This is a genomic window from Achromobacter sp. ACM05 (genome assembly GCF_019218915.1).
In the GTDB taxonomy this organism is placed as follows: Bacteria; Pseudomonadota; Gammaproteobacteria; order Burkholderiales; family Burkholderiaceae_B; genus Achromobacter; species Achromobacter animicus.
On record NZ_JAHUWQ010000001.1, the window covers coordinates 551203 to 575346 of the forward strand.

The following is a 24144-nucleotide window of genomic DNA, read 5'->3' on the forward strand; positions in this document are numbered from 1 at the left end:
AAACGGAACCGGTTCTACCGGTGAAGGAACGGCCCACGCGCAATCAGCGCGCGGGCGTGATGTCCTTCGGAAGAACCGTCGGGTCCTGCCCCTTGCCGGCGTTGCTCCAGGCATGGCGCGTATAGCTGATGACCGCTGCGATCTCGACATCGTTGAGCTGCCCGCCGAACGCCGCCATGGCGGTGCCGGGCTTGCCCTTCAGCACGGTGTTGATCTGCTCCCCCTTGGGGCCCAGAACAACCTTGTCTCCGTCGAGCGGCGGGAAGGAACCGGGAATGCCCTTGCCGTTGGCCTGGTGGCAGGCCACGCAATTTGCCGCGAAAACCTTTTCGCCGCGGGCAACCAGTTCAGCTTCCGTCCACTCTTTATTGGGATCGTCGGCGTTTGCCGCCATCTTCTTCTTTTGGTCTTCAACCCACTTATCGTAGTCGGGCTGCGCCAGGACTTCCACGACGATGGGCATGAAGGCGTGGTCCTTGCCGCACAATTCCGCGCACTGGCCGCGATAGATGCCAGGCTTTTCGGCGTTGAACCAGGTGTCGCGCAGGAACCCGGGGATGGCGTCCTGCTTCACGCCGAAGTCCGGAACCATCCACGAGTGGATGACGTCGGCCGCCGTGAGAACGATGCGGATCTTCTTGTTGGCGGGGACGACCAGGTGGTTGTCCACTTCCATCAGATAGAACTCGCCCTTGGGCTCGCGGTTCTCGATCTGGGCGCGCGGCGTGGAAAGCGTGGAGAGGAACTTGATGCCGGCGGCCGAGCCGTCCAGATATTCGTAGCCCCACTTCCATTGGTAGCCGGTGACCTTGACGGTCAGGTCCGCGCTGGAAGTGTCTTTCATGGCGACGACCGTCTTGGTGGCCGGCAGCGCCATGGCGATGACGATGATGAAGGGGATGACGGTCCAGGCGACTTCGACGCCCAGGTGTTCGTGGAAGGTCGCCGCCTTGTGGCCGCGGGACTTCCGGTGCGCCCAGATGGAGTAGAACATCACTCCAAAGACGCCGATGAAAATCACAATACAGATCGTGAGCAGCAACCAATGCAGCCACATGATGTCGCGCGAAATCGCGGTGACGCCTTCATGCAGGTTCAGCTGATTGACCTTCGGACCGCCGGGCATGTTTTGCACCTGGGCACCGGCCACGCCGCCAATCAGCATCGCACAAGCCCCCAGTATCCCTCTCCACTTCTTCATGCTTACCTCGAAATACGGCGCGAAGGCCCATTTGCTGGTGGCGGAAGTCACCGGAATACGGGCAACACGCAATTATTAGATGGCAGGGCGATGCAGGGAGATAGAGCGGCCCTGTCGTTCCCTCTCGAAATCACAAAGAAACTGGCGGATTATAGCGGACGCGCAAACAGATGTAATTTAGTGCTCTTGAATTCATGCGGCCCGCCCCCATGTGCGCTCGCCCCTTGACTACGGGCCGTAAACCGGGTGGCTTAAAATCGCCAGCAACCTCATCTCCTTGGCGCCACGATGCAAAAGCAGTTGCCCGATTTGTATGCCGCCCTGTGCGCCCGCGCGCAGGAGCCCGCCCCAGAAGGCGCGCGCGCTTTATATATAGCGGGGCGCCGCTGCGGCTGGGCCACGCACGCAGCCTGCGATGCGCTGCGCGATGCGCCGCAAACGCACGCGGACGACACTGCGCTGCGCATCGGCGAGGGTCTTGCCCCCGGCAATGCGCTGGACGCCGTGCTGGAACAGGCCGCGGAACTGTTGCGCCAAGCCAACTGCCTGCGCGGCTGGCGCGATGAATTGCTGGACGTTCTGGATGGCGACGAGCCGCTGGGCGTCATCGAACGCGCCGCCGTGCGGCCGCTCGGTCTGTTGACCAAGGCCGTGCATCTGAATGCGTGGACGCCCGACGGCAAGCTGTGGGTCGCCCGGCGCTCGCTCAGCAAGTCGACCGATCCCGGTATGTGGGACACGCTGGTCGGCGGACTGGCAGGAAGGGGCGAGGATCTGGAACTGGCGCTGGTGCGCGAATGCGGCGAAGAAGCCGGCCTGGACGAACCCGACCTCGCGCGCCGCACGCCGCTGCGCACGATTTTGCGCATCCACCGCCGGCTGCCCGAGGGCTATCAGGTGGAAGATGTGCTGACGAGCACGTGCATCCTTGCGCCGGACGCGCGGCCCGCCAACCGTGATGGCGAGGTCATGGAAATCGCCACCGTCGACGTCGCGACGGCCTTGCACCATATCGCCGAAGGCGAATTCACGCTGGAAGCGGCCCTGGTGCTGGTCGAAGACATCATGCGGCGCCAGGCCGCCGGCGACATCACGATCTGAATCGCTGAATCGGGTCACGCCTACGGGGCGGGCCCAGTCACCTTCATATGAAACTGCCGGCACGCGCACGGTGGCGCGCCCGGCAGAGTGCGGCTAGCGGGACGCTGGTTCCGGCGTTCCCAGCACGGGGCCGCTCGGCGCAGCGGCGCCCGGCGCGTCGGCGCCCGGGGCGTTCGCGTCCGGGGCATTGGCGTCCGGCGCGCTGGCAACGGGTGCATTGGCAACCGGGGCCTTGACACCAGGGGCACCGGCGCCCGACGCATTGGCGCCCAGCACCTCTCCGCCGTCAGCCGGCTCGCCGCGCAGTTCACGCGCCGCCCGCAGGTCCTCGCCTTCCGGCGGCCCCCCTGCGCCAGCCGCTTCCGCCGCTTCGGCCGCCTGCGCGGAGCTAGGCCCCGCCACCGGCGCGGGCGTGGCCGCCGCCGCCGCGGAAGCCTGCGAAAACTGCTTCCAGACTTCAATCGCCCGCAGACGCTGCTTGGCCACGACCTGAATGCGATCGCGCAGGTTTTCGTCGCGGGCCAGCAGCGCATGGAAATCGCGCGAAGACAGCATCAGCAGCTTGCTGTACCCCAGCGATGTCACGTCCGGCGTCAATTGCTCTTCGCCCAAAAGACCCAGTTCGCCAAAGAATTCGCCGCTACCCAGCTCGATCATGGTGTTGTCGGGCAGATGGACCGCCACCGCGCCCGACGCCACAAAGCACATCTCTTCGCCGTGCCGCCCCTTGGTCAACACCCGCTGGTCGGGCAGGGCCAGGCGCGGCTTGAGCAGCTTGCTGATGGCGCGCAGCGAATCGGGCGACAGGCCTTCAAAAAGCGGCACGCGCTTGATGAGTTCGGCCGCACTCATTTCGATGTCCAGCGGCGGATGCTTGTCGATGTGCGCCCAGCGGCTTTTCAGTTGCTCGGTCAGGTCGGCATAGACTTCGCCGCTGATCAGGAACTGCTCAAGCATGTCGCGGTAGCGGATGCGTTCAAGCTCGCGCGCCACGCGGCCCAAGTAACTTTCCTGCAGCCATTGGGCGTACGACGGATATTGCAGGTTCAGCGCCTGCATCGCGTTCTCGATCAGGTCCAGGCGGCGCTGATGCAGCGACACGATGCGCTGCGTGGCCTCTTCGCCCAGCAGCGGCGTGATCTGTTCGCGGGCAAAGCCGATCAGGCGCTGCGCGACCGACCGCTTGCTCATCAGGTTGGCAAAGCGCTGGCCGAGCTCGCGCGCCAGCCATCCCTGGAATCCGAATACGTAATGCAGCCGCAGCGCCAGCCGGAAGCCCGTCGAATAGCGGACGTCGGCAGCAATAGCGCGCTCAAAGCCCTCCACGCCGCCCAGCCGAATGGCGTCTTCCAGCCGCTCGGCCCGCGCCAGCAGCGTTTCCGCCATGCGCCAGTCCACGATCTGCGCCTTCAGGATGTCGAAGAACATTTCCTCTTCGCGCTGCGCCACGATCGCCAAGCCCACGGCCACTCGCTGCTCGTCGGTCATCTGGCTGACCCGGCCGTCGTGCACGCTGGCCAGGCTGGCGTCGAACACCGCACGGATGCGGTCGCGCACTTCGTTGCCGATATGCTCGGCCTTGGCCACTTCCTCGGTCTTGCCCTGCAGGTCTTCCAGCGCCACGGCCAGCACCTGGTTGCGGATGGTGCGCTCGACGGGCGACAGCTGGTTCAGCCCCAGCATCCGGATCAGCGGCCGCAGGCTGATGCCGTTGACGAACAAGGTCATCAGCACGAAGCCCGTGGTCGCCACGGCAATGAACTGGCGCGCCTCTTCAGGCACGCCGGTCTGTTCGGTCACCGCCAGCGCCAGCGCCAGCGACACGGCGCCGCGCAGGCCGCCCCACAGCATCACCACCTTGTACGGATTGCTGACCTTGGTGCCCAGCCGCGTCAGACCCAAAAGTGGCAGCAGCCCGAACACCACAATCGCCCTCGCCACCAGCGTCACCACGAACACCACGCCCACCAGCACCAGTTCCTGCCAATCGGCCGCGGCCATCAGCTTGGGGATCAGCATGGCCGCAAACAGGAAGATGAGGGAGTTGGCCCAGAAGCCAAACTGCTCCCACGCGCTGGACAGATGCTCGAAGGTGGTCGGCGACATGCGCGTGCGGCCGGTGGAACCCACCACCAGGCCCGCGATCACCGTGGCCACCACACCCGAGACGTTCAGGTAATGCTCGGAGATGAAGAAGGACAGGTAGGCCAGCGTCAGGGTCAGCGTGATCTCGGCAGTAGGAAAGCCGCGCAGCCAGGCAAACAGGAAGCAGGCCAGACGCCCCATCGCAAAGCCGGCCACGCCGCCGCCGATGAAGTGCACGATGAAGTCGTTGAAGATGCCGCTGACGGACAATTCGCCCTTGCCGCTCAGCACCGCCAGCAGCACGGAATACAGCGCGATGGACGCCGCATCGTTGAACAGGCTCTCGCCCTCGACCAGCGTAGTCAGTCGCTTGGGCGCGCCCACTTCGCGAAAGATGCCAACCACCGCCACCGGGTCGGTCGTGGCCACGATGGCGCCGAGCAACAGGCACACCACCAATCCATAAGGCGAGATGGCGTCCAGCGTCACGCCGACCACAACCGTGCAGACGACCACGGCCACGATGGCCATCATCAGGATCGGACCGATGTCGTCCATCAGACGCCGCACGTTCATCGACAGCGCCGTCTCAAAGAGCAGCACCGGCAGGAACACCATCAGGAAGGTCTCTGACGAGATCTCGAAGCGCTCCAGCGAATCGAGAAAGTCGCCGATCCAGGCCGGCGCCCAGCCGTGCACGTGAATCACGATCCCGAGCAGACAGCCAACGATGGCGAGCAGCACCGAATAGGGCAGCTTGACGCGGCCGGCCAGGGGCGGCATGAAGCAGACCAGCGTGAGCAGGCCCGCAAGACCAAATACAAGAAAACCAACATCCATGGGTAGCGCCGCGTCCCGATCGTAGTGCGTGTGGAAAGTTCCACAAGAATAGCGGCTTTTTTCCGGCGCTCGCGGTCGGGACGTGACGGGAATCGTGGAGAATGCACGTTTCGTTACCCCAATGGACGCTTGCGAAACGTGCCGCGCCATGTTTTTTGGGTAATGTGGCATCACGCGAACTTTTGCAGGAGCGGCACGTGGCACGCATCCACACCTTGACCCGGCGCCACGACGCGCCCGCGATGCTCGTCCAGTTGACCGATAGCCATCTGTTCGGCGAGCCCGAAACGTCGATGCTGGGCGTCAATACCGACGCGAGCCTGCGCGCCGTGCTGCGCCAGATCGAGGCCGATGGCAAACATCCCGACCTGCTGCTCGCCACCGGCGACCTGTCGCAGGATGGCGAGGCCGCGGGCTACCAGCGCTTTGCGCGTATCCTGTCCGAATCGGCCGCGCTGGATCGTGCAACGATCCGTTGCCTGCCGGGCAATCACGATCAACCGTCCGTCCTGCGCCAGGAATTGTCCGACTGGTCGATGCCGGTGACGGACGTGGGCGCATGGCGCGTCGTCACGCTGGACACGACGGTGCCCGGCTCGAACGCCGGCCATCTGTGCAACAGTGAACTCGACATGCTGGAAGCGGCGCTGGCCCAGGCGCCCAACCGCCACACGCTGGTGGCGATGCACCACAACCCGATGCAGATCGACAGCCACTGGCATGACTCGATGATGATCGACAACCCGCAGGCGCTCTTCAAACTGCTTGCACGGTTTCCGCAGGTGCGCGTGCTGCTGTGGGGCCATGTGCACCACGAGTTCGACCGCCGCCGCCACAACCTGCGCATGCTGGCCACGCCGTCCACATGCTTTCAGTTCAGCATCCGCGACGGCAAGCACATCGTCGACAACATGGCGCCGGGCTACCGGTGGATCAAGCTTTATCAGGATGGATCGATGGCGACCGGCGTGCGCCGCGTGCAGGACGCGCTGTGGCACTCCGCGCTGCAACCGCCAGACAGCGCGCGCGCGGCTTGATCTATGCGAGGACGGCGTCGAAACAGGCGCCGTTTTTTATGGGCGCTGCGTTCCGAGCGCGCATAAAAAACGGGGCACCGATATGCTAGGTGCCCCGCAAGCATCCGTCTCATAGGGGAGGGGAAAGAGGAGAAGCCGAGACGGATGACAAGACTGCTAACCGAAGTTCGCGGTCTACATGAAGTTAGGCGGCGCCTTCCTCATTAAGTTTCTGCGAACGCAGAAAATTTGACCCCGAATTTGTATCAATTTATTGGCCGTCCCGTTGTCATCGGCCGGATGCTGAAAGCGGCGCGCAATGTCAGGCGCCAAAGAAAAAGGCCGCAATGTGCGGCCTTTTTCATGCGCGGGACAGCCATCACGAGGCGAGGTTGCCGCGCATCTTCTTGAGCGCCGCCGCTTCGATCTGGCGAATGCGTTCGGCCGACACGCCGAACTCTTGCGCAAGCTCGTGCAGGGTGGCGCCGCCGTCGTCCTGCAGCCAGCGGGCTTCGACGATGCGGCGCGAGCGCGGATCCAGCGCTTCAAGCGCGGTGGTCAGGCCGGCGCTTTGCAGGTGATCGCGCGCAGCGCGCTCCAGCACGCGCGTGGGTTCCTGGCGGCCTTCATCGGACAGGTAAGCGATCGGCGCGTAGCTGTCGTCGTCGTCGTCCTGGTTTTCCAGCGACATGTCGCGGCCGGACATGCGGACTTCCATTTCGCTCACGTCTTCGTTGCGCACGTTCAGCTCGCGAGCGATGTGGTCGACCTGTTCGGGATCCAGGGTCTGGCCGTCGGGACGCATGCTGCGCAGATTGAAGAACAGTTTGCGCTGCGCCTTAGTCGTGGCCACCTTGACCAGCCGCCAGTTGCGGATGATGTATTCGTGGATTTCGGCCTTGATCCAGTGAACCGCGAAGGACACCAGGCGCACGCCGCGCTCGGGGTCGAAACGCTTGACGGCCTTCATGAGGCCGACGTTGCCTTCCTGGATGAGGTCGGCGTGGGGCAGGCCGTAACCCAGATACTGACGGGCCACGGACACCACAAGACGCAGGTGCGAAAGAATCAGCTCGCGGGCGGCGCCCAGATCTTCCTGGTCGCGCAGGCGGCGGCCGAGTTCCGTTTCGCGATCCGCGGACAACACCGGCAGGCGGTTGACCGCGGAAATATAAGCGTCGATCGTACCGAGAGCGCCCGGATTGGCGATGGCCAACGCCAGAGCGTTGCCGGAGGCGGTCAACGAGGTACTGGGTTGCTTCATAGCGGGGGTCTCCGGATGGCGAGAAAACGACATGAATTCGATGTTAGCACTCAAGTAATAGGAGTGCTAATTCGACTATTGCGACGCGTCAAAGTTTCATTTCCGCGACGCGTCCCCGTTTATTCGAGAGCCGGGGCGGTTCACCACCCGAGGCGCTTCAGCCCTTCGGCGGTGGCTTCGCCGTCCGGACGGATGAAGAGCGCGCCGCGCGGGTCCATGAAGACCTGGTAACGGGCCCCGTCGAACAGGGGCATGTATGCGCCGCTGCCAAATTGGACATCGACAAAGGGGAACCAGTTCGGAAAACTTTTCTTCAGGGATCCGAGGTCCGGCGCGGGCCAGTCGTCCAGGGGATGCACCGAGCGCGTGGCCGTCGCTTCGCGGGCGGCATCGCTGTAGCGGCCCGACAGGCGCTCCAGCCGATACAGGGGCGGCACACCGGCCATGAGCGCCGGCAGTTTCCAGCGGACGACCCGGGCGTCGATCTGCCACTGGTCGCCGTAAAGTACATATTGCTTGTCGCCGATGCCCGGGGCATTGGCATTGACCTGGAACTGACCCTCGGCCTGTTGGCGGATGTCGATGCGGGCGACCGGCTGGTCGGTAGTCAGGCGAACGAACTGCACCAGCGACAGCGCGAGCAGGCCCGATACGCATCCCAGGCATACCAGCAGCAGGCCGCATGCGCGGCGCACCGGCCGGAACTGGAACATGCGGCGTCCGCGTTCGTCGCGGGGACCACCCCTGCCCAGCAGCATGACGATGCCGGGCAACAGGACGATGACGGCGCCCAGCAGGATCCAGGCGAAGGGAGCAATTCCGTTGATCAAATCAGGCGTTCCTATTCAAGCCGCCGCGTCGCACAGCGCGGCGGGCGCAGGAAGCCGCCACCCGCCGCGGCAGGCTTCCCAGTATAGAAGCGCGTCTTCAGGCGCCCGGTTTTCCAAGCCGTTCGACGTGAAACCGGATGTGATCCTCGATGAAGGTCGAGATGAAGTAATAGCCGTGGTCGTAGCCGGCCTGGCGCCGCAGGGTGAGCGGCTGTCCGGCGGCGGCGCAGGCCGCCTCGAATACCTCGGGATACAACTGTTCGGCCAGAAACTGGTCGGCTTCGCCCTGGTCGATGAGGATGCCGCCGGGGAAGGGCTGCTGTAGGCCGCGCATCAGGGCGGACGCATCGTAGGCCGCCCAGTCTTCGGATTGCGCGCCAAGGTAAGCGCCGAACGCCTTTTTGCCCCACGGGCATTGGCTGGGCGCCGCGATCGGTGCAAACGCCGACACCGAACGGAACTTGCCGGGATTGCGCAGCGCCAGCACCAGCGCGCCGTGGCCGCCCATGGAGTGCCCGAAGATGCCGGTTCGCGAGGCATCCCCCGGCAGTGCGCCGCCGGTGACGATGCCGTGCAGTTCCTGCGTGACGTAGCTGTACATGCGGTAGTGATCGCGCCATGCAGTCGTGGTGGCGTCGACATAGAAGCCGGCGCCGGTGCCCAGGTCCCAGCTTTCGTCCTCGCCGGGCACGCCCGCGCCGCGGGGGCTGGTGTCGGGCGCCACCAGCATGACGCCCAATTCCGATGCCAGCCGCTGCGCGCCGGCCTTGATCATGAACGTTTCTTCGGTGCAGGTCAGGCCCGCCAGGTAGAACAGCACCGGCACCGGGCCGTGCTCGGCCTGCGGCGGCACGTACACGGAAAACCGCATGGGCAGGCCGATCTCGGTGGAGTCGTGGCGGTAGTAGCGCTGCGTGCCGCCGAAGCACCGATGCTGCGAGATGAGTTCGAGGGACGCGGCCATGGGCTTGCTCCGGAAAAGAATAAATCGAGGTGGATAAAACGTCGGCGGGTTAGGGGAATCCACGGTGCGACGTTCCGTCGCCGAATGTTAACCTGCCCCTCAATGAGCGCTCGCCACAAAAAAATACGATTCCGCGCTCAGATTGTGATCACGGCACTTGACCAGCGCCCACCGTGGCACTATTTATATACCGTGTGTGAAGACAACCCGTTCTTCCTGATACGCAAGCCCTGACACTATGGCCCGTCTGCCCCGTCTGTATGCCCCTGGGCTGCCCCAACTGGTGCAGGCCAACTTTATTCAGCCGTTGGCGGCGCCATCGCAACCCGCGCCCGCCGACATCCTGAATCAGCTCGCCACGTGGCTGGGCGAGTCGGCCCAGCGGCACCGCGTATCGGTGCACGGCTGGCTCCTCGCCAACGACCGCATCCTGCTGCTTGCCACGCCCGCAGACGAAGAAGGCCTGCCTCGGCTGATGCAGACGCTGGGCCGCAATCTTGCGGCGCGGCTGCGCGGCGGGCGGGTGTTCGCCGGCCGATACCGGTCGGCGTTGCTGGAACCCGGCGCGTGGGTGCTGCCCTCGCTGGTCTGGCTGGAAACGTATCCGGTTCGCAGCGGCGCTTCGCAGGACCCCGATTCGTGGCCCTGGTCGTCCGCGTCCAGCCATACCGGCAACACCAGCGCCGCGCCGGCCCAATGGCAGTCCGATCACGCCGACTACTGGGCTTGCGGCAACACGCCGTTCGACCGGCAGGCCAATTACCGCAAGCGGCTTCAGGATGGGCTGTCGCGCGAGGAAACCCAACGCATCGACCAGGCGGTCTCTGGCCAGTGGGCGCTGGGCGGTCCCAGCTTCATTGCCAGCCTGGCTCATACGGCCAGCCGGCGTGTGGCGCCCGGCCAGCGTGGCCGGCCCCGCAAGAAACCGGCCGCGGCGCCCGCGGACAATGAGTCCAGCCCGCCGACGCCACCGACCACCACGCCACCGGTCAACAACTCCTGACCCCCCGACCCGCCATCACGGCGGGTTTTGTTTGTCTGCGTCCGGACATTGCGGTTGCCGCGCTGCCGCCGCAAGGCATTCGGGCAACCCGCGGAGTCGGCGCCGCAAAAACACGATCTGCTCGTGCGCTTGGCGACATCTGCGCCGCAAAAGCGCGATCCGCGCGCGCGCTTGACTCACATCATTGCGGGATCTGCGCGACGAAAAGGTGCAATTTCCCCACACCTGAGGTTGATCGCGCGCAGAAAAACATGCTTTTAAATAGGGACGTATAGCGTGATTTTGCACCGCTTTGGACGCCCGAGTCACTGCGACAAAAGACCTGCTCCGGCGACAGCCAATAACGGCGCGGCTGTTGTTATGTCCCTATATTCATGCACTATGACGGCGCACCTATTTAATTAGGGTCATACCCCGTTTGTTCCTGTTGCACCCTACTTGCGTCGGGGGTATTGTCCGACTCCTGCACTGCAACATTAGACGCAGGCCCACTGCGGAGCGCGCCATGCCCCAAATTACCCCGACCGAATCCTGTCCCACCTCCAAGGCAGTTGCCATCGATGCAACCCGCATCGGCCTGCCTTCGGCCCAGGGCCTGTACAACCCCAAGAACGAACATGATGCCTGCGGCGTCGGCTTCGTTGCCCACATCAAGGGCAAGAAAAGCCACGCGATCATCCAGCAGGGTCTGAAGATTCTTGAGAACCTGGACCACCGCGGCGCGGTCGGCGCAGACAAGCTCATGGGCGACGGCGCAGGCATCCTGATCCAGATCCCCGACACGCTGTACCGCGACGAACTCAGCCAGCAAGGCATCATCCTGCCCCCGCCCGGCGAGTACGGCGTGGCCATGGTGTTCCTGCCCAAGGAAACGGCCTCGCGCCTGGCCTGCGAACAGGAACTGGAGCGCTCGGTGCGCGCCGAGGGCCAGGTCGTGCTGGGCTGGCGCGACGTGCCGGTGGATGTCGACATGCCCATGTCGCCCACCGTCCGCGACTGCGAACCCGTGATCCGCCAGCTCTTCATCGGCCGCGGCGCCGACGTGATGGTGCCCGACGCGCTGGAACGCAAGCTGTACGTGATCCGCAAGACCGCCAGCCACGCCATCCAGAACATGCACCTGGCGCACGGCAAGGAATACTTCGTGCCCTCGGCCTCGGTGCGCACCGTGGTCTACAAGGGCCTGCTGCTGGCCGACCAGGTCGGCCGCTACTACCGCGACCTGGCCGACACCCGCACGGTGTCCGCGCTGGCGCTGGTTCACCAGCGTTTCTCGACCAACACGTTCCCCGCCTGGCCCCTGGCCCACCCGTACCGCATGATTGCCCACAACGGCGAAATCAACACGGTCAAGGGCAACTTCAACTGGCTGCGCGCCCGCGAAGGCATGATGCAGTCGGCCGTGCTGGGCGACGACCTGAAGAAGCTCTACCCCATCGTCTACGAAGGCCAGTCGGACACCGCGACGTTCGACAACTGCCTGGAACTGCTGGTCAATTCGGGTTATTCGCTGGCTCACGCCATGATGATGATGATCCCGGAAGCCTGGGAACAGCACACGCAGATGGACGAAAGCCGCCGCGCTTTCTACGAGTACCACGCCGCCATGATGGAGCCGTGGGACGGCCCGGCAGCGGTCGCGTTCACCGATGGCCGCCAGATCGGCGCCACGCTGGACCGCAACGGCCTGCGTCCCGCCCGCTATCTGGTCACCGATGACGACATGGTCATCCTGGCCTCGGAAGCCGGCACGCTGTCGATCCCCGAAAACCGCATCGTCAAGAAGTGGCGCCTGCAGCCGGGCAAGATGTTCCTGATCGACCTGGAACAGGGCCGCATCATCGACGACGCCGAAATCAAGCTGCAGCTGGCCAATAGCCGTCCGTACCGCCAGTGGATCGAACGCCTGCAGATCAAGCTGGAATCGCTGCCGGCGCCGCGCCAGGTGGCCGTGGCCACGCAATCGGCCGTGTCGCTGCTGGACCGCCAGCAGGCGTTCGGCTGGACCCAGGAAGACTACAAGTTCATCCTGGAACCCATGGCCTCGACCGGCGAGGAAGTGATCGGCTCGATGGGCAACGATGCCCCGCTGGCCGTGCTGTCGGACCGCGCCAAGCCGTTCTACAACTACTTCCGCCAGTTGTTCGCGCAGGTCACGAACCCGCCGATCGACCCCATCCGCGAACAGCTGGTGATGTCGCTGGTGTCCTTCATCGGTCCGAAGCCGAACCTGCTGGACATCAACAACGTCAATCCGCCGCTGCGCCTGGAAGTGTCGCAACCGGTGCTGGACTTTGCTGCGATGGCGCAGATCCGCGACATCGACCAGGTCACGGGCAAGAAATTCCGCAGCTTCGAACTGGACATCACCTACCCCGCCGCCTGGGGCCCCGAAGGCATCGAAGCCCGCGTGGCGGCACTGTGTGCGCGCGCCGTCGATGCGGTGCGCAGCGGCTACAACATCCTGATCGTGTCGGACCGCCTGGTCGACAGCGAGCGCGTGGCCATCCCCGCGCTGCTGGCCACCTCGGCCGTGCACCAGCACCTGATCCGCGCCGGCCTGCGCACCAACACGGGTCTGGTCGTCGAGACCGGCTCGGCCCGCGAAGTGCACCACTTCGCGCTTCTGGGCGGCTACGGCGCCGAAGCCATTCACCCCTACCTGGCGCTCGAATCGCTGGGCAAGATGAATGACCCCGAAAAGGCCGTGAAGAACTACATCAAGGCGCTGGGCAAGGGCTTGAACAAGGTCATGTCCAAGATGGGCATTTCCACGTACATGTCCTACACCGGCGCGCAGATCTTCGAAGCCGTCGGCCTGCAAAGCGCCCTGGTGAACAAGTACTTCACCGGCACCGCCTCCAACATCGAAGGCATCGGCATCTTCCAGGTTGCCGAGGAAGCGCTGCGCCAGCACCGCGCCGCCTTCAGCGCCGACCCCGTGCTTGCCAACGACCTGGACGCCGGCGGCGAATACGCCTATCGCGTCCGCGGCGAAGAGCACATGTGGACGCCGGATTCGATCGCCAAGTTGCAGCACGCCTCGCGCGCCAACAACTACCGCACGTACAAGGAGTACGCGCAGATCATCAACGACCAGAGCCGCCGTCACATGACGCTGCGCGGCCTGTTCGAGTTCCGCTTTGATCCGTCGCGCGCCATCCCGCTGGACGACGTCGAGCCGGCCAAGGAAATCGTCAAGCGCTTTGCCACCGGCGCCATGTCGCTGGGCTCGATCTCGACCGAAGCGCACTCGGTGCTGGCCGTGGCCATGAACCGCATCGGCGGCAAGTCCAACACCGGCGAAGGCGGCGAGGACGAACTGCGCTACCGCGCCGAAATGCGCGAAGGCAAGAGCACCATCAAGGACGGCGACACGCTGGCCTCGGTGCTGGGCACGGACCGCATCGAAGCCGACGTCGAACTGAAGAAGGGCGACTCGCTGCGTTCGAAGATCAAGCAGGTGGCCTCGGGCCGTTTCGGCGTGACCGCCGAGTACCTGTCGTCCGCCGACCAGATCCAGATCAAGATGGCGCAGGGCGCCAAGCCCGGCGAAGGCGGCCAGCTGCCTGGCCACAAGGTGTCGGAGTACATCGCCAAGCTGCGCTATTCGGTGCCGGGCGTGGGCCTCATCTCGCCCCCGCCGCACCATGACATCTACTCGATCGAAGATCTGGCGCAGCTGATCCACGACCTGAAGAATGTCAATTCCAAGTCCTCGATCTCGGTCAAGCTGGTGTCCGAAGTCGGCGTGGGCACGGTGGCCGCGGGCGTTGCCAAGGCCAAGGCCGACCACGTCGTGATCGCCGGCCATGACGGCGGCACGGGCGCCTCGCCGGTGTCGTCCATCAAGCACGTGGGCACGCCCTGGGAACTGGGCCTGGCCGAAACGCAGCAGACACTGGTGCTGAACCGCCTGCGCAGCCGTATCCGCGTGCAGGCCGACGGCCAGATGAAGACCGGCCGCGACGTCGTCATCGGCGCGCTGCTGGGCGCCGACGAATTCGGCTTCGCGACCGCGCCGCTGGTCGTCGAAGGCTGCATCATGATGCGCAAGTGCCACCTGAACACCTGCCCGGTGGGCGTGGCCACACAGGATCCGGCGCTGCGCAAGAAATTCCAGGGCAAGCCCGAGCACGTCGTGAACTTCTTCTTCTTCATCGCCGAGGAAGTGCGCGAAATCATGGCCCAGCTGGGCATCCGCAAGTTCGACGACCTGATCGGCCGCGCCGATCTGCTGGACATGCGTTCGGGCGTGGAGCACTGGAAGGCGCAAGGGCTGGACTTCACCCGCGTGTTCCACCAGACCCAGTCCGACGCCGAAGTGCACCAGACCGAAGAGCAGGATCACGGCCTGGCGGGTGCGCTGGATCACCTGCTGATCGAGCGCAGCAAGCCGGCGCTGGAGCGGGGCGAGAAGGTCTCGTTCATCGTGCCGGTGCGCAACCGCAACCGCACGATCGGCGCCATGCTGTCGGGCGCCGTGGCCTCGCGCTACGGCCATGAGGGCCTGCCCGACGACACCATCCACATCCAGTGCAACGGCACCGCCGGCCAGAGCTTTGGCGCGTTCCTGGCGCACGGCATCACGATGGACCTGGTGGGCGAAGGCAACGACTACGTGGGCAAGGGTTTGTCCGGCGGCCGCATCATCGTGCGCTCGCCCAACGACTTCCGCGGTTTCGGTCCCGACCACATCATCGCTGGCAATACCGTGCTGTACGGCGCGCTGGCCGGTGAAGCGTTCTTCAACGGCGTGGCCGGCGAACGCTTTGCCGTGCGCAACTCGGGCGCTGCCACCGTGGTGGAAGGCACCGGCGACCATGGCTGCGAATACATGACTGGCGGCACCGTCGTGGTGCTGGGTTCCACCGGCCGCAACTTCGCGGCGGGCATGTCCGGTGGCGTGGCGTACGTCTGGGATCCGGACCGCACGCTCAAGCACCGCGTGAACCTGTCGATGGTGGAACTGGAATCGGTCGTGCCGCACGCCGAGCAGCAGTCGCTGAACAACATCGACATCTGGCACAGCGCGCAGCGCGGTGGCGAACGCGAGACGGACGAGACCATCCTGCGCCGCCTGGTGGAAGACCACTTCCGCTACACCGGCAGCTACCGTGCTCGCGAGATCCTGGGCGACTGGGAAGCCTCGCGCGGCAAATTCGTGAAGATCATGCCGACGGACTACCGCCGCGCATTGGGTGAAATGTGGCGTGCAGCCAACCCGCAACAAATGGCTGCGTGAGGGATACCATGGGAAAGATCACTGGCTTTATGGAATACCAGCGCCTGCAGGAGGCCTCCGAGGCCCCGCAGAAGCGGCTGAAGAACTGGCGCGAATTCGTGCTGCACCTGACCGATGACCAGGCCAAGCAGCAGGCGGCACGCTGCATGGACTGCGGCATCCCGTTCTGCAACAACGGCTGCCCGGTCAACAACATCATCCCGGACTGGAATGACCTGGTGTACAAGCAGGACTGGCGCCGCGCGCTGGACGTCCTGCACTCCACCAACAACTTCCCGGAGTTCACGGGCCGCATCTGCCCGGCGCCCTGCGAAGCCGCCTGTACCTTGAACATCAACAGCGACGCGGTGGGCATCAAGTCCATCGAGCACGCGATCATCGACAAGGGCTGGGCCGAAGGCTGGGTGGCGCCGCAAGTGCCGGCGCGCAAGACGGGCAAGAAGGTCGCCGTCGTAGGCTCGGGCCCTGCCGGCATGGCGTGCGCGCAGCAACTGGCGCGAGCGGGCCACTCGGTGACGCTGTTCGAAAAGAGCGACCGTATTGGCGGCCTGCTGCGCTACGGCATCCCCGACTTCAAGCTGGAAAAGCACCAGATCGACCGCCGCATCTCGCAGATGGAAGCCGAGGGCGTGGAATTCGCGCCGTCGACCTACGTCGGCAACCCGAAGGATCCGGTGGCCGATGGCTTGACCGTGCGCACGCCGCAATCGCTGATGGCCGAATTCGACGCCGTGGTGATGAGCGGCGGCTCCGAGACGCCGCGCGACCTGCCCGTGCCTGGCCGTGAGCTGGAAGGCGTGTACTTCGCCATGGATTTCCTGCGCCAGCAGAACAAGGCCGTGGCGGGCGACCGCCTCACCAACCAGACGCTGGCCAAGGGCAAGCATGTGGTGGTGATTGGCGGCGGCGACACGGGTTCCGACTGCGTCGGCACCAGCAACCGCCACGGCGCGGCGTCGGTCACGCAGTTCGAACTGATGCCCCAGCCGCCTGAGTCCGAGAACAAGGCCATGACGTGGCCGTACTGGCCGCTGAAGATGCGCACGTCGTCCTCGCACGAGGAAGGCTGCGAGCGCGACTGGTCGGTGACCACCAAGCTGCTCAAGGGCGCCAACGGCAAGGTCGAAAAACTGGTCGGCGCGCGCGTCGAATGGTTCAAGGACGACGCCACCGGCCAGATGAAGATGCGCGAGGTCGAGGGCTCGGAATTCGAGATCAAGGCCGACCTGGTGCTGCTGGCCATGGGCTTCGTGTCGCCGGTGCAGAACGTGCTGGACGCGTTCGGCGTGGATCGCGACGGCCGCGGCAATGTGCGCGCCAACACCGACGACTACCGCACCAGCGTGGAAAAGGTCTTCACCGCCGGCGACATGCGCCGCGGCCAGTCGCTCGTCGTCTGGGCCATCCGCGAAGGCCGCCAGTGCGCGCGTTCGGTCGACGCCTACCTCATGGGAAGCAGCGATCTGCCGCGTTGATCGCAACACGACCTATCAACGCCGCCGGACGCCTTGCGCGCCGGCGGCGTTTGTTTTGTGCGGCGAAAACACACATTCCTGTTGCGGCATAACCACTTTCTAAAAACGGTCTTTTCACGATTTGACACACGTCAAGTTGGGGGACGGGGCGGTCTGAGAACCTGTCGGCTCACCCCACACGGAAAGATCGGAGAAGAAAATGTTTTCGCTGAACGGGCGTATCCGCGCCACCGCCATTGCCGGTTTGATCGCTGCCGGCGCATTTGCCGCACCTGCCCATGCCCACGAAGCGGGCGACGTGCTGTTCCGCGTTGGCGTGACGCAAGTCCGCCCCTCGCAAAACAATGGCTCGGTGCTCGACGGCAGCGTCAAGCTGGATGTGAGCAACAACGTGCGCCCCAGCTTCACCCTGGCCTACATGGCCACCCGCAACATCGGCATCGAACTGCTGGGCGCCTGGCCCTTCCAGCATGACGTCAACGGCAGCAACCTGGGCAAGATCGGCTCCACCAAGCAACTGCCCCCCACCCTCAGCCTGCAATGGCACATCCTGCCCGACAGCATGATCCAGCCGTACATCGGCGTGGGCATCAACTACACGCACTTCTTCGACACCAAGGGCGAAGGCGCGCTGAAGGGCTCGAACCTGAAGCTGGGCGATTCCTGGGGCGTGGCCGCGCAATTGGGCGCGGACGTCAAGATCAACGATCGCTGGTTCATGAACGCCGACATCCGCTATATCGACATCAAGTCCAAGGTGACGCTGGACGGCGAACGCGTCGGCACCGCCCGGATCGATCCGTGGGTGGCCACGCTGGGCATCGGTTACCGCTTCTGATCGCGGCCCCTGACGATGCGCGCGGCCTCGCGCGCATCGGTCAATCCTGCGGCGCCTGCAGCCGGCTCCGCAGGGCCTGCAACGCCGGCGTGTCATCATCGGCACGCCAGACAAGCTGGGTCAGCGCATGCCCGTGGGAACCAGACAGCGCCCCCACGCGCACCGAATGCTCCGCCCCCAGCACCGCCAGCACCGACCGCGGCACGATCGCCACGCCGGTCCCCGCGGCCACACACGCCACGATGGCGTGATACGACGCAAACTCCATCACCTTGTCCGGCGCAATGCCCTCCTGGTTCAGCCACGACTCCAGGATCCGCCGGTACGAGCAGCCCGCCGCAAAGGCGATGACGCTGCGGTTGACCAGATCTTTCGCGCTGCGGATGGGCGCCCAGGCCAGCGGTGAGATCAGCGCCAATTCTTCCTTGAACGCATCCATCGCTGCCAGGCCGTCCGCGGGAAAGGGCTGCGCCACGAACGCAGCCTCGATCTCGTAATTGCGCACCTTTGCGGCCAGTGCGCCCGACGTGCCGGTAACCAGTTCGATACGCACCTTGGGCCAGGCCTCGTGATAGGCCGCCAGGATGGGCGGCAGGCGGGCGGCCGCCGTGCTTTCCATGGTGCCGATGCGCAGCACGCCTTGCAGGGCGCCGTCCCGGACGGCCGATTGCGCTTCGTCGGACAGGCGCAGCAGCCGGTCCGCATAAGACAGCAGCACCCGACCCTGATCCGACAACACCAGGCGGCGGTTCTGCCGGCGAAAGAGCGGCGTTCCCAGCGACGTCTCCAACTGCTTCAGGCGAGTCGAGACGTTGGACTGCACCCGGTTCAGGTGCGCGGCGGCGCGCGCCACCCCGCCCTGGTCGGCAACCGTCTTGAAGATCTGCAACGCGTCGAGATCCAAGTTTCTCATTTTGGGAACTCACGTTCTTAATAATTCACTATTCAAGATATTAGTACAGCCGTAGAGTGAGGCCATGTCAACGCCTGCTTACCCTTCCCTCGACCCCTCGGCCAGCGCCACCCGTCTGGCGTGGCCTGCGGCCCTTGCGCTGGCGGCCGCCATGGGCATCGGACGCTTCGCCTTCACGCCGGTCTGGCCGTTGATGGCGCAGGAGTCTGGTCTGTCGCTCGCGCAGGGCGGCTGGATGGCCTCGGCCAATTACGCGGGCTACCTGCTGGGCGCGCTGGCCGCGATTGTCTGGCCCGTACGCCGGCTGCGCGCCACGCTGGCGGCCAGCCTGGCCGCGGTGGCCGCCCTGACGCTTGCCATGCCGCTTGTGAACAACGTGGCCGGCTGGTCGGCGCTGCGGCTGGCCGCGGGCTATGCCAGCGCCAGCGCCTTCATCTGCGTGGTGGCGTGGCGGCCGGTCCCCGCCGGCGACGCGCGCGAGGCCTCGGCGTCCGCAGTGACGTACGCCGGCGTGGGCGCAGGCATCGCGCTCACGGGACTGGCGTGCCTGGCCCTGATGGGCTGGGGCGCGGACGCCAACCTGACCTGGTCCGCGCTGGGCGTCCTGGCGCTGGCGCTGTCCGCGGCGGCGTGGGCTGGCCTGAGCCGGCAATCGCCCCCGGTCCGCCAGACGGGCGCCGGGGCGCCACCGGCGCGACTGCCGCAGGGCATTGCCGCGCTGTCGCTGCACTACGGCGTGTTCGGGGTGGGTTACATCATCCCCGCGACCTTCCTGCCCGCCATGGCCAAGGAGATCTTTCCCAATCCGGCGATCTTCGGGTGGGCGTGGCCGATCTTTGGCATGGCTGCGGCGCTGTCCTGCCTGCTGATACCCCGGCTGGCACGTGGCCGTGACGACCGGCAGGTGTGGCGCGGTGCGCAGGCGCTGATGGCGGCCGGCATGATGGCCGTGGCGCTGTGGCACCACATTGCCGCCGTGATTCTGGCGGCGCTGCTGGTGGGGGGCACCTTCATGGTGATCACGCAGGCGGGCATGCTGACCGCGCGCCGCCTGTCCGGCGCGGCGGGGCCGCGGGCGGCGGCCATCATGACGGCGGCGTTCGCTGCCGGGCAGATCCTGGGGCCCTTGCTGGCCTCGTGGGCGGCGCGCTGGGGCGCCGGGTTGCCGCAGGTGTTGGCTGCGAGCGCGGCGCTGCTGGCGCTGTCGGCCTGGGGGCTGGGAAAAGTCACGACAGAGGGCAATGGCACTGGGCATAATGCCATCGGCCCCTCGGGCCAATCACACAGCAATTAAAAAGCAGGAAAAGAGGAGTCCCCAGCATGAAAGCACTACGCCCCCTGATTGCCGCCCTGGCCGCCACCGCCGCCTTTGGCGGCGCCGCCCAGGCCCAGACCGCCGAATGGCCCGCCAAGCCGGTGACCATGATCGTCCCCTATGCCCCCGGCGGGTTTGCCGACACGCGCGTGCGCCTGCTGGCGCGCAAGCTGGGCGAGTCGCTGGGCCAGCCTGTCGTGGTCGAGAACAAGGCGGGCGCCGGCGGCGTGGTTGGCACCAACCTCATCGCCAAGGCGGCGCCGGACGGCTACACGATCGGCACGGGCAACCTGGCCCCGATGGCGGTCAACCCGTCCCTGATGAAGGAAATGCCCTACAACCCGCAAAAGGACCTGGCGCCGATCATCCTGATCGAAAACAGCCCCCTGGTACTGAGCGTGAACAACGAACTGCCGGTCAAGACGCTGGCCGACCTGATCGCGCTGGCCAAGAAGCAGCCGGGCAAGCTGACTTTCGGTTCGTCCGGCGTGGGCGGCGCGCATCACTTGTCGGGCGAGATGTTCCGCGAACAGGCCAAGATCGACATCATCCACGTGCCCTACAAGGGCGGCAGCCTGGCCGCCACCGACCTGATGGGCGGCCACATCTCGATGATGTTCGAAATGGGCTACTCCGCGCTGCCCGCAATCCAGGGCAACAAGATCCACCCGATCGCCGTCACGTCCGCCAAGCGCCTGGCCGTGCTGCCCGACGTGCCCACCATGGCCGAATCGGGCCTGCCGGGCTTTGAGTCCTACAACTGGCAGGGCATCGTCGCGCCGGCCGGCACGCCCGCGCCGATCATCGCCAAGCTGAACGCCGAGTTCAACCGCATCCTGAAGGAACCGGATGTGCAAAAGGCCATCGCCGACACCGGCAGCCAGGCCGGCGGCGGCACGCCCGAGGAATTCGCCGCGTTCATCAAGAGCGAAAGCGAAAAGTGGGCGCACGTCATCAAGGCTGGAAACATCCAGCTTCAATAACCTCCCAGGAGTTTTCCCATGGCATCCCCTCTGATTGAACTGCTCAAGCTGGACCATCCCATCATCCAGGCGCCCATGGCGGGCGGCGCCACCACGGTGGAACTGGTGGCCGAGGCATCGAAGGCGGGCGCCCTGGGATCGCTTGGGGCGGCTTACATGACGCCCGAACAGATCGAAGCGGCGGCCGCGGCGATCCGTGCGCGTACGGACCGACCGTTCGCCATCAATCTGTTCGCGTCCGTGCCGCAGCAACCCATGACGGGCAATGCGGATGCGATGCTGGCCCTGATGGCCCGCTACCACGCGCAACTGGGCCTGCCCGCCCCCGAGGCGCCCGGTCCGCAAAGCGATCCGCTGGCCGGCCAGCTCGAGGCCATCCTGCGGATCCGTCCCGCCGTCTTGAGCTTCACCTTCGGCCGCCTGCCGGCCGAGGCCGTGACCCGCTGCCGCGAGCTGGGCATCCTGACCGTGGGGACGGCCACCACGGTGCGCGAGGCCCAGACGCTGGAGCAGGACGGCGTGGACGCCATCGTGGCGCAAGGCGCCGAGGCGGGCGGCCACCGCGGCACCTTCCTGGATGCCTTCGAGGCGTCCCTGATCGGCACGATGGCTCTGGTGCCTCAGGTGGCCGACGCCGTTTCGGTCCCGGTCATTGCGTCGGGCGGCATCATGGACGGGCGCGGCATCGCGGCCGCCCTTGCGCTGGGCGCCGACCTGGCTCAAATGGGGACGGCCTTTCTCACGACGGACGAATCCGGCATCGGCGAGGCCTACAAGGCCGTCCTGCCCGCCTCCCGCGCTGAACAGTCCCGGGTCACCCGCGCCTTTTCCGGCCGCCCCGCGCGCGGCATCGCCAACGCCTTCATGCGGGACGCGGACGCCATCGGCGGCGACATCCTGCCGTATCCGCTGCAGAACGCGCTGACGCGCCCGATGCGCACGGCGGGCGGCAAGAGCGGCAACATCAACGTCCTGTCCCTGTGGGCCGGCCAGGGTGCGCCGCTGGCGCGGCGGGAATCGACGGCGGATTTGATTCAGCGTCTGGCCCGGGAAACCGCGGCGGCGCGTGCACGTCGCTGAAGGAACAAGGCGGGGCCGCGAAAAAGGGTGTCTGACACCCGGGTCAGAGGCGTGTGCGCTGGGCTGGCGTTCCAGGGGTGTCAGACACCCGTGACGCCCAGGAACATGGCAGCCAGCCGCCCGCCGGATTGTCCGTGGAATTGAAAACACTGTTCCACGTGCGGCCGGTCCGATTGTGATTGCACAGCCTCGGGCTACAATGGCGCCTCGCCGCCGGGAGCCGACGCTTGAGCTCGTCCCCGGCATCTGAGTAACAGGGCGCTTCCCGACGCAGCCTGTCTTGCCCGCGCCGGCCAGGTTCTCCGGCCCGCTTGCCGGCAGGACAGCACGGCAAGCTCCGCCGCCGAAACTCCCTTTCGTTGCCCATGCCCGCTCAAACCAGCAGCACCCCGGAATTCGCCCTGCGCCTGGAAGGTGTGGCGCTTGGCTACGGTGATTTCACCGTCTTGCGCGATATTTCCATGGACGTCCGGGCGGGCCAGGTCGTGGCAGTCATGGGTGGGTCGGGCTCCGGCAAGACCACGCTGCTGCGCGCGGCCACCGGCCAGATCACCGCCCAGCAGGGCCGCGTCCTGGCGTTCGGCCAGGATATCGGCGCCGCATCCCGCGACGAAGTGCAAGCCCTGCGCAAGCGCATGGGCGTGCTGTTCCAGCAGGGCGCGCTGTTCACCGACCTGAACGTGTTCGAGAACGTGGCCTTTCCCCTGCGCGAGCACACGCGCCTTCCCGAGGCCGAACTCACCGACCGCGTGCTCGACAAGCTGGATGCCGTGGGCCTGCGCGCCGCCGCCCACCTGAAGGTCTCGGAAATCTCCGGCGGCATGGCCCGGCGTGTGGCGCTGGCCCGCGCCGTGGTCCTGGAACCCGAACTGATCCTGTACGACGAACCCTTCGCGGGGCTGGACCCGATCTCGCTGGGCATCACCGCCCGCCTGATCCGCAGCCTTGCCGACCGTCTGGGTTGCGCCTCGGTGCTGATCACCCACGACGTGCAGGAATCCTTTGCCATTGCAGACCAGGTCTACCTCGTGGGCCGCGGCCAGCTCGCCGCCTCCGGCACGCCGCAGATGCTCGCGGCCTCGCCGGACCCTTACGTCCAGCAATTCCTGAAAGGCCAGCCGGACGGCCCGGTGGCATTCCAATATCCCGAAACTCCCGCCTTCCAGAAGTGGCTGTCGCAACAGAAAGGGCGCAAAGCATGAGCGGATCCAACAACGCCATCGCCGTGCTGGGCCAATGGGTGCGTTCCCACGTCGCCGGCATCGGCTATTTCACCCGGTTCTTCGGCGCCATGCTGGCGCGCAGCGGCATCGCGCTGTCCCGCCCGCGCCTGGTGTCGCAGCAGGTCCACTTCATCGGCAATTATTCGCTCCTGATCATTGCCGTCTCCGGCATGTTCGTGGGCTTCGTGCTGGGCCTGCAGGGCTACTACACGCTGAACCGCTACGGCTCCGAAGAGGCCCTGGGCCTGCTGGTGGCCCTGTCGCTGGTGCGCGAGCTGGGGCCGGTGGTCACCGCGCTGCTTTTTGCGGGCCGCGCCGGCACCTCGCTCACGGCCGAGATCGGCCTGATGAAAGCGGGCGAACAATTGTCGGCCATGGAAGTCATGGCCGTGGACCCGATACGCCGGGTGCTCGTGCCGCGCCTGTGGGGCGGCATCATCGCCATGCCCATCCTGGCCGCGGTCTTCTCCATGGTGGGCATTCTGGGCGGCTGGGTCGTGGGCGTGCTGCTCATCGGCGTGGACGCCGGCGCCTTCTGGTCGCAGATGCAGAACGGCGTCGATGTATGGAAAGACGTCGCCAACGGCGTCATCAAGAGCGTCGTCTTCGGCGTCACGGTGACGCTGGTGGCGCTCTACGAAGGCTGGCAGGCCAAGCCCACCCCCGAAGGCGTTGCCCGCGCCACCACGCGCACCGTGGTCGTGGGCTCGCTGGCGGTGCTGGGGCTGGACTTCCTGCTCACCGCCTTGATGTTTGGAAATTGATACG

17 protein-coding genes are annotated in these 24144 nt (G+C 65.8%); 11 read left to right on the forward strand and 6 right to left on the reverse strand.

What is annotated here, in order from left to right:
- Nucleotides 1-43: 43 nt before the first annotated feature.
- Nucleotides 44-1201 (reverse strand): cytochrome c oxidase subunit II, encoded by a 1158-nt coding sequence (gene coxB, locus KW836_RS02445; RefSeq protein ID WP_175137072.1) that lies wholly within the window; start codon nt 1199-1201, stop codon nt 44-46.
- Between the two features lie 288 nt (nt 1202-1489).
- Between coxB and KW836_RS02450 the strand changes: the two genes are divergently transcribed.
- Nucleotides 1490-2302: an NUDIX hydrolase family protein gene (locus tag KW836_RS02450; protein WP_218342365.1), complete on the forward strand. Its 813-nt coding sequence runs from the start codon at nt 1490-1492 to the stop codon at nt 2300-2302.
- A gap of 93 nt (nt 2303-2395) precedes the next feature.
- On the opposite strand, the gene KW836_RS02455 is transcribed toward KW836_RS02450, so the two are convergent.
- Nucleotides 2396-5227, reverse strand: a complete 2832-nt coding sequence (locus tag KW836_RS02455) for a cation:proton antiporter (RefSeq protein WP_255595075.1) — start codon at nt 5225-5227, stop codon at nt 2396-2398.
- Nucleotides 5228-5424: 197 nt separating this feature from the next.
- Between KW836_RS02455 and cpdA the strand changes: the two genes are divergently transcribed.
- Nucleotides 5425-6264, forward strand: coding sequence for a 3',5'-cyclic-AMP phosphodiesterase (gene cpdA / locus KW836_RS02460; protein WP_218342366.1), 840 nt, complete (start codon nt 5425-5427; stop codon nt 6262-6264).
- A 358-nt stretch (nt 6265-6622) separates the two neighbouring features.
- Here cpdA and rpoH read toward each other — a convergent pair whose 3' ends face one another.
- From rpoH to fghA, 3 genes are all read right to left on the reverse strand, one after another.
- Nucleotides 6623-7507, reverse strand: coding sequence for an RNA polymerase sigma factor RpoH (gene rpoH / locus KW836_RS02465; protein ID WP_175137069.1), 885 nt, complete (start codon nt 7505-7507; stop codon nt 6623-6625).
- A gap of 140 nt (nt 7508-7647) precedes the next feature.
- Nucleotides 7648-8337: a hypothetical protein gene (locus KW836_RS02470; RefSeq protein WP_105236942.1), complete on the reverse strand. Its 690-nt coding sequence runs from the start codon at nt 8335-8337 to the stop codon at nt 7648-7650.
- A gap of 97 nt (nt 8338-8434) precedes the next feature.
- Nucleotides 8435-9301 (reverse strand): S-formylglutathione hydrolase, encoded by an 867-nt coding sequence (gene fghA, locus KW836_RS02475; RefSeq protein ID WP_218342367.1) that lies wholly within the window; start codon nt 9299-9301, stop codon nt 8435-8437.
- A gap of 238 nt (nt 9302-9539) precedes the next feature.
- Here fghA and KW836_RS02480 point away from each other — a divergent pair, with 238 nt between their 5' ends.
- The 4 genes from KW836_RS02480 (at nt 9540) to KW836_RS02495 (ending at nt 17862) form a co-directional block, all read left to right on the forward strand.
- Nucleotides 9540-10304 carry a hypothetical protein gene (locus KW836_RS02480; RefSeq protein ID WP_175123892.1) on the forward strand — a complete coding sequence of 255 codons (765 nt, stop codon included), beginning with the start codon at nt 9540-9542 and terminating at the stop codon, nt 10302-10304.
- 505 nt (nt 10305-10809) lie between these two features.
- A complete protein-coding gene (locus KW836_RS02485; RefSeq protein ID WP_218342368.1) occupies nt 10810-15549 on the forward strand; it encodes a glutamate synthase-related protein in 4740 nt (1579 codons plus the stop codon).
- 8 nt (nt 15550-15557) lie between these two features.
- Entirely contained in the window at nt 15558-17024 is a 1467-nt protein-coding gene (locus tag KW836_RS02490; protein ID WP_056320351.1) for a glutamate synthase subunit beta, read from the forward strand.
- 199 nt (nt 17025-17223) lie between these two features.
- Nucleotides 17224-17862 carry an OmpW family protein gene (locus KW836_RS02495; protein WP_218342369.1) on the forward strand — a complete coding sequence of 213 codons (639 nt, stop codon included), beginning with the start codon at nt 17224-17226 and terminating at the stop codon, nt 17860-17862.
- 40 nt (nt 17863-17902) lie between these two features.
- On the opposite strand, the gene KW836_RS02500 is transcribed toward KW836_RS02495, so the two are convergent.
- Nucleotides 17903-18775, reverse strand: coding sequence for a LysR family transcriptional regulator (locus KW836_RS02500; protein WP_218342370.1), 873 nt, complete (start codon nt 18773-18775; stop codon nt 17903-17905).
- Nucleotides 18776-18839: 64 nt separating this feature from the next.
- On the opposite strand from KW836_RS02500, the gene KW836_RS02505 reads away from it, so the two are divergent.
- The 5 genes from KW836_RS02505 to mlaE all read left to right on the forward strand — a co-directional run bounded on the left by KW836_RS02505 (nt 18840) and on the right by mlaE (nt 24140).
- Nucleotides 18840-20069 carry a YbfB/YjiJ family MFS transporter gene (locus KW836_RS02505; RefSeq protein ID WP_218342371.1) on the forward strand — a complete coding sequence of 410 codons (1230 nt, stop codon included), beginning with the start codon at nt 18840-18842 and terminating at the stop codon, nt 20067-20069.
- A gap of 26 nt (nt 20070-20095) precedes the next feature.
- Nucleotides 20096-21073, forward strand: coding sequence for a tripartite tricarboxylate transporter substrate binding protein (locus KW836_RS02510; RefSeq protein WP_062840186.1), 978 nt, complete (start codon nt 20096-20098; stop codon nt 21071-21073).
- A gap of 18 nt (nt 21074-21091) precedes the next feature.
- Complete coding sequence (locus KW836_RS02515; protein ID WP_218342372.1) at nt 21092-22153, forward strand: nitronate monooxygenase family protein; 1062 nt, start codon at nt 21092-21094, stop codon at nt 22151-22153.
- A 365-nt stretch (nt 22154-22518) separates the two neighbouring features.
- Entirely contained in the window at nt 22519-23355 is an 837-nt protein-coding gene (locus tag KW836_RS02520) for an ABC transporter ATP-binding protein (RefSeq protein ID WP_128829745.1), read from the forward strand.
- Nucleotides 23352-24140, forward strand: a complete 789-nt coding sequence (mlaE, locus tag KW836_RS02525) for a lipid asymmetry maintenance ABC transporter permease subunit MlaE (RefSeq protein WP_056320369.1) — start codon at nt 23352-23354, stop codon at nt 24138-24140. The genes KW836_RS02520 and mlaE overlap by 4 nt, the downstream gene beginning before the upstream one ends.
- Nucleotides 24141-24144: the final 4 nt, after the last annotated feature.

Excerpts from the sequence above, each read along its gene's own strand:
- coxB (WP_175137072.1), bottom strand. The coding sequence starts at position 1,201 with ATGAAGAAGTGGAGAGGGATACTGGGGGCTTGTGCGATGCTGATTGGC.
- KW836_RS02450 (WP_218342365.1), top strand. The coding sequence starts at position 1,490 with ATGCAAAAGCAGTTGCCCGATTTGTATGCCGCCCTGTGCGCCCGCGCG.
- KW836_RS02455 (WP_255595075.1), bottom strand. The coding sequence starts at position 5,227 with ATGGATGTTGGTTTTCTTGTATTTGGTCTTGCGGGCCTGCTCACGCTG.
- rpoH (WP_175137069.1), bottom strand. The coding sequence starts at position 7,507 with ATGAAGCAACCCAGTACCTCGTTGACCGCCTCCGGCAACGCTCTGGCG.
- fghA (WP_218342367.1), bottom strand. The coding sequence starts at position 9,301 with ATGGCCGCGTCCCTCGAACTCATCTCGCAGCATCGGTGCTTCGGCGGC.
- KW836_RS02480 (WP_175123892.1), top strand. The coding sequence starts at position 9,540 with ATGGCCCGTCTGCCCCGTCTGTATGCCCCTGGGCTGCCCCAACTGGTG.
- KW836_RS02485 (WP_218342368.1), top strand. The coding sequence starts at position 10,810 with ATGCCCCAAATTACCCCGACCGAATCCTGTCCCACCTCCAAGGCAGTT.
- KW836_RS02490 (WP_056320351.1), top strand. The coding sequence starts at position 15,558 with ATGGGAAAGATCACTGGCTTTATGGAATACCAGCGCCTGCAGGAGGCC.
- KW836_RS02495 (WP_218342369.1), top strand. The coding sequence starts at position 17,224 with ATGTTTTCGCTGAACGGGCGTATCCGCGCCACCGCCATTGCCGGTTTG.
- KW836_RS02500 (WP_218342370.1), bottom strand. The coding sequence starts at position 18,775 with ATGAGAAACTTGGATCTCGACGCGTTGCAGATCTTCAAGACGGTTGCC.
- KW836_RS02505 (WP_218342371.1), top strand. The coding sequence starts at position 18,840 with ATGTCAACGCCTGCTTACCCTTCCCTCGACCCCTCGGCCAGCGCCACC.
- KW836_RS02510 (WP_062840186.1), top strand. The coding sequence starts at position 20,096 with ATGAAAGCACTACGCCCCCTGATTGCCGCCCTGGCCGCCACCGCCGCC.
- KW836_RS02515 (WP_218342372.1), top strand. The coding sequence starts at position 21,092 with ATGGCATCCCCTCTGATTGAACTGCTCAAGCTGGACCATCCCATCATC.
- KW836_RS02520 (WP_128829745.1), top strand. The coding sequence starts at position 22,519 with ATGCCCGCTCAAACCAGCAGCACCCCGGAATTCGCCCTGCGCCTGGAA.
- mlaE (WP_056320369.1), top strand. The coding sequence starts at position 23,352 with ATGAGCGGATCCAACAACGCCATCGCCGTGCTGGGCCAATGGGTGCGT.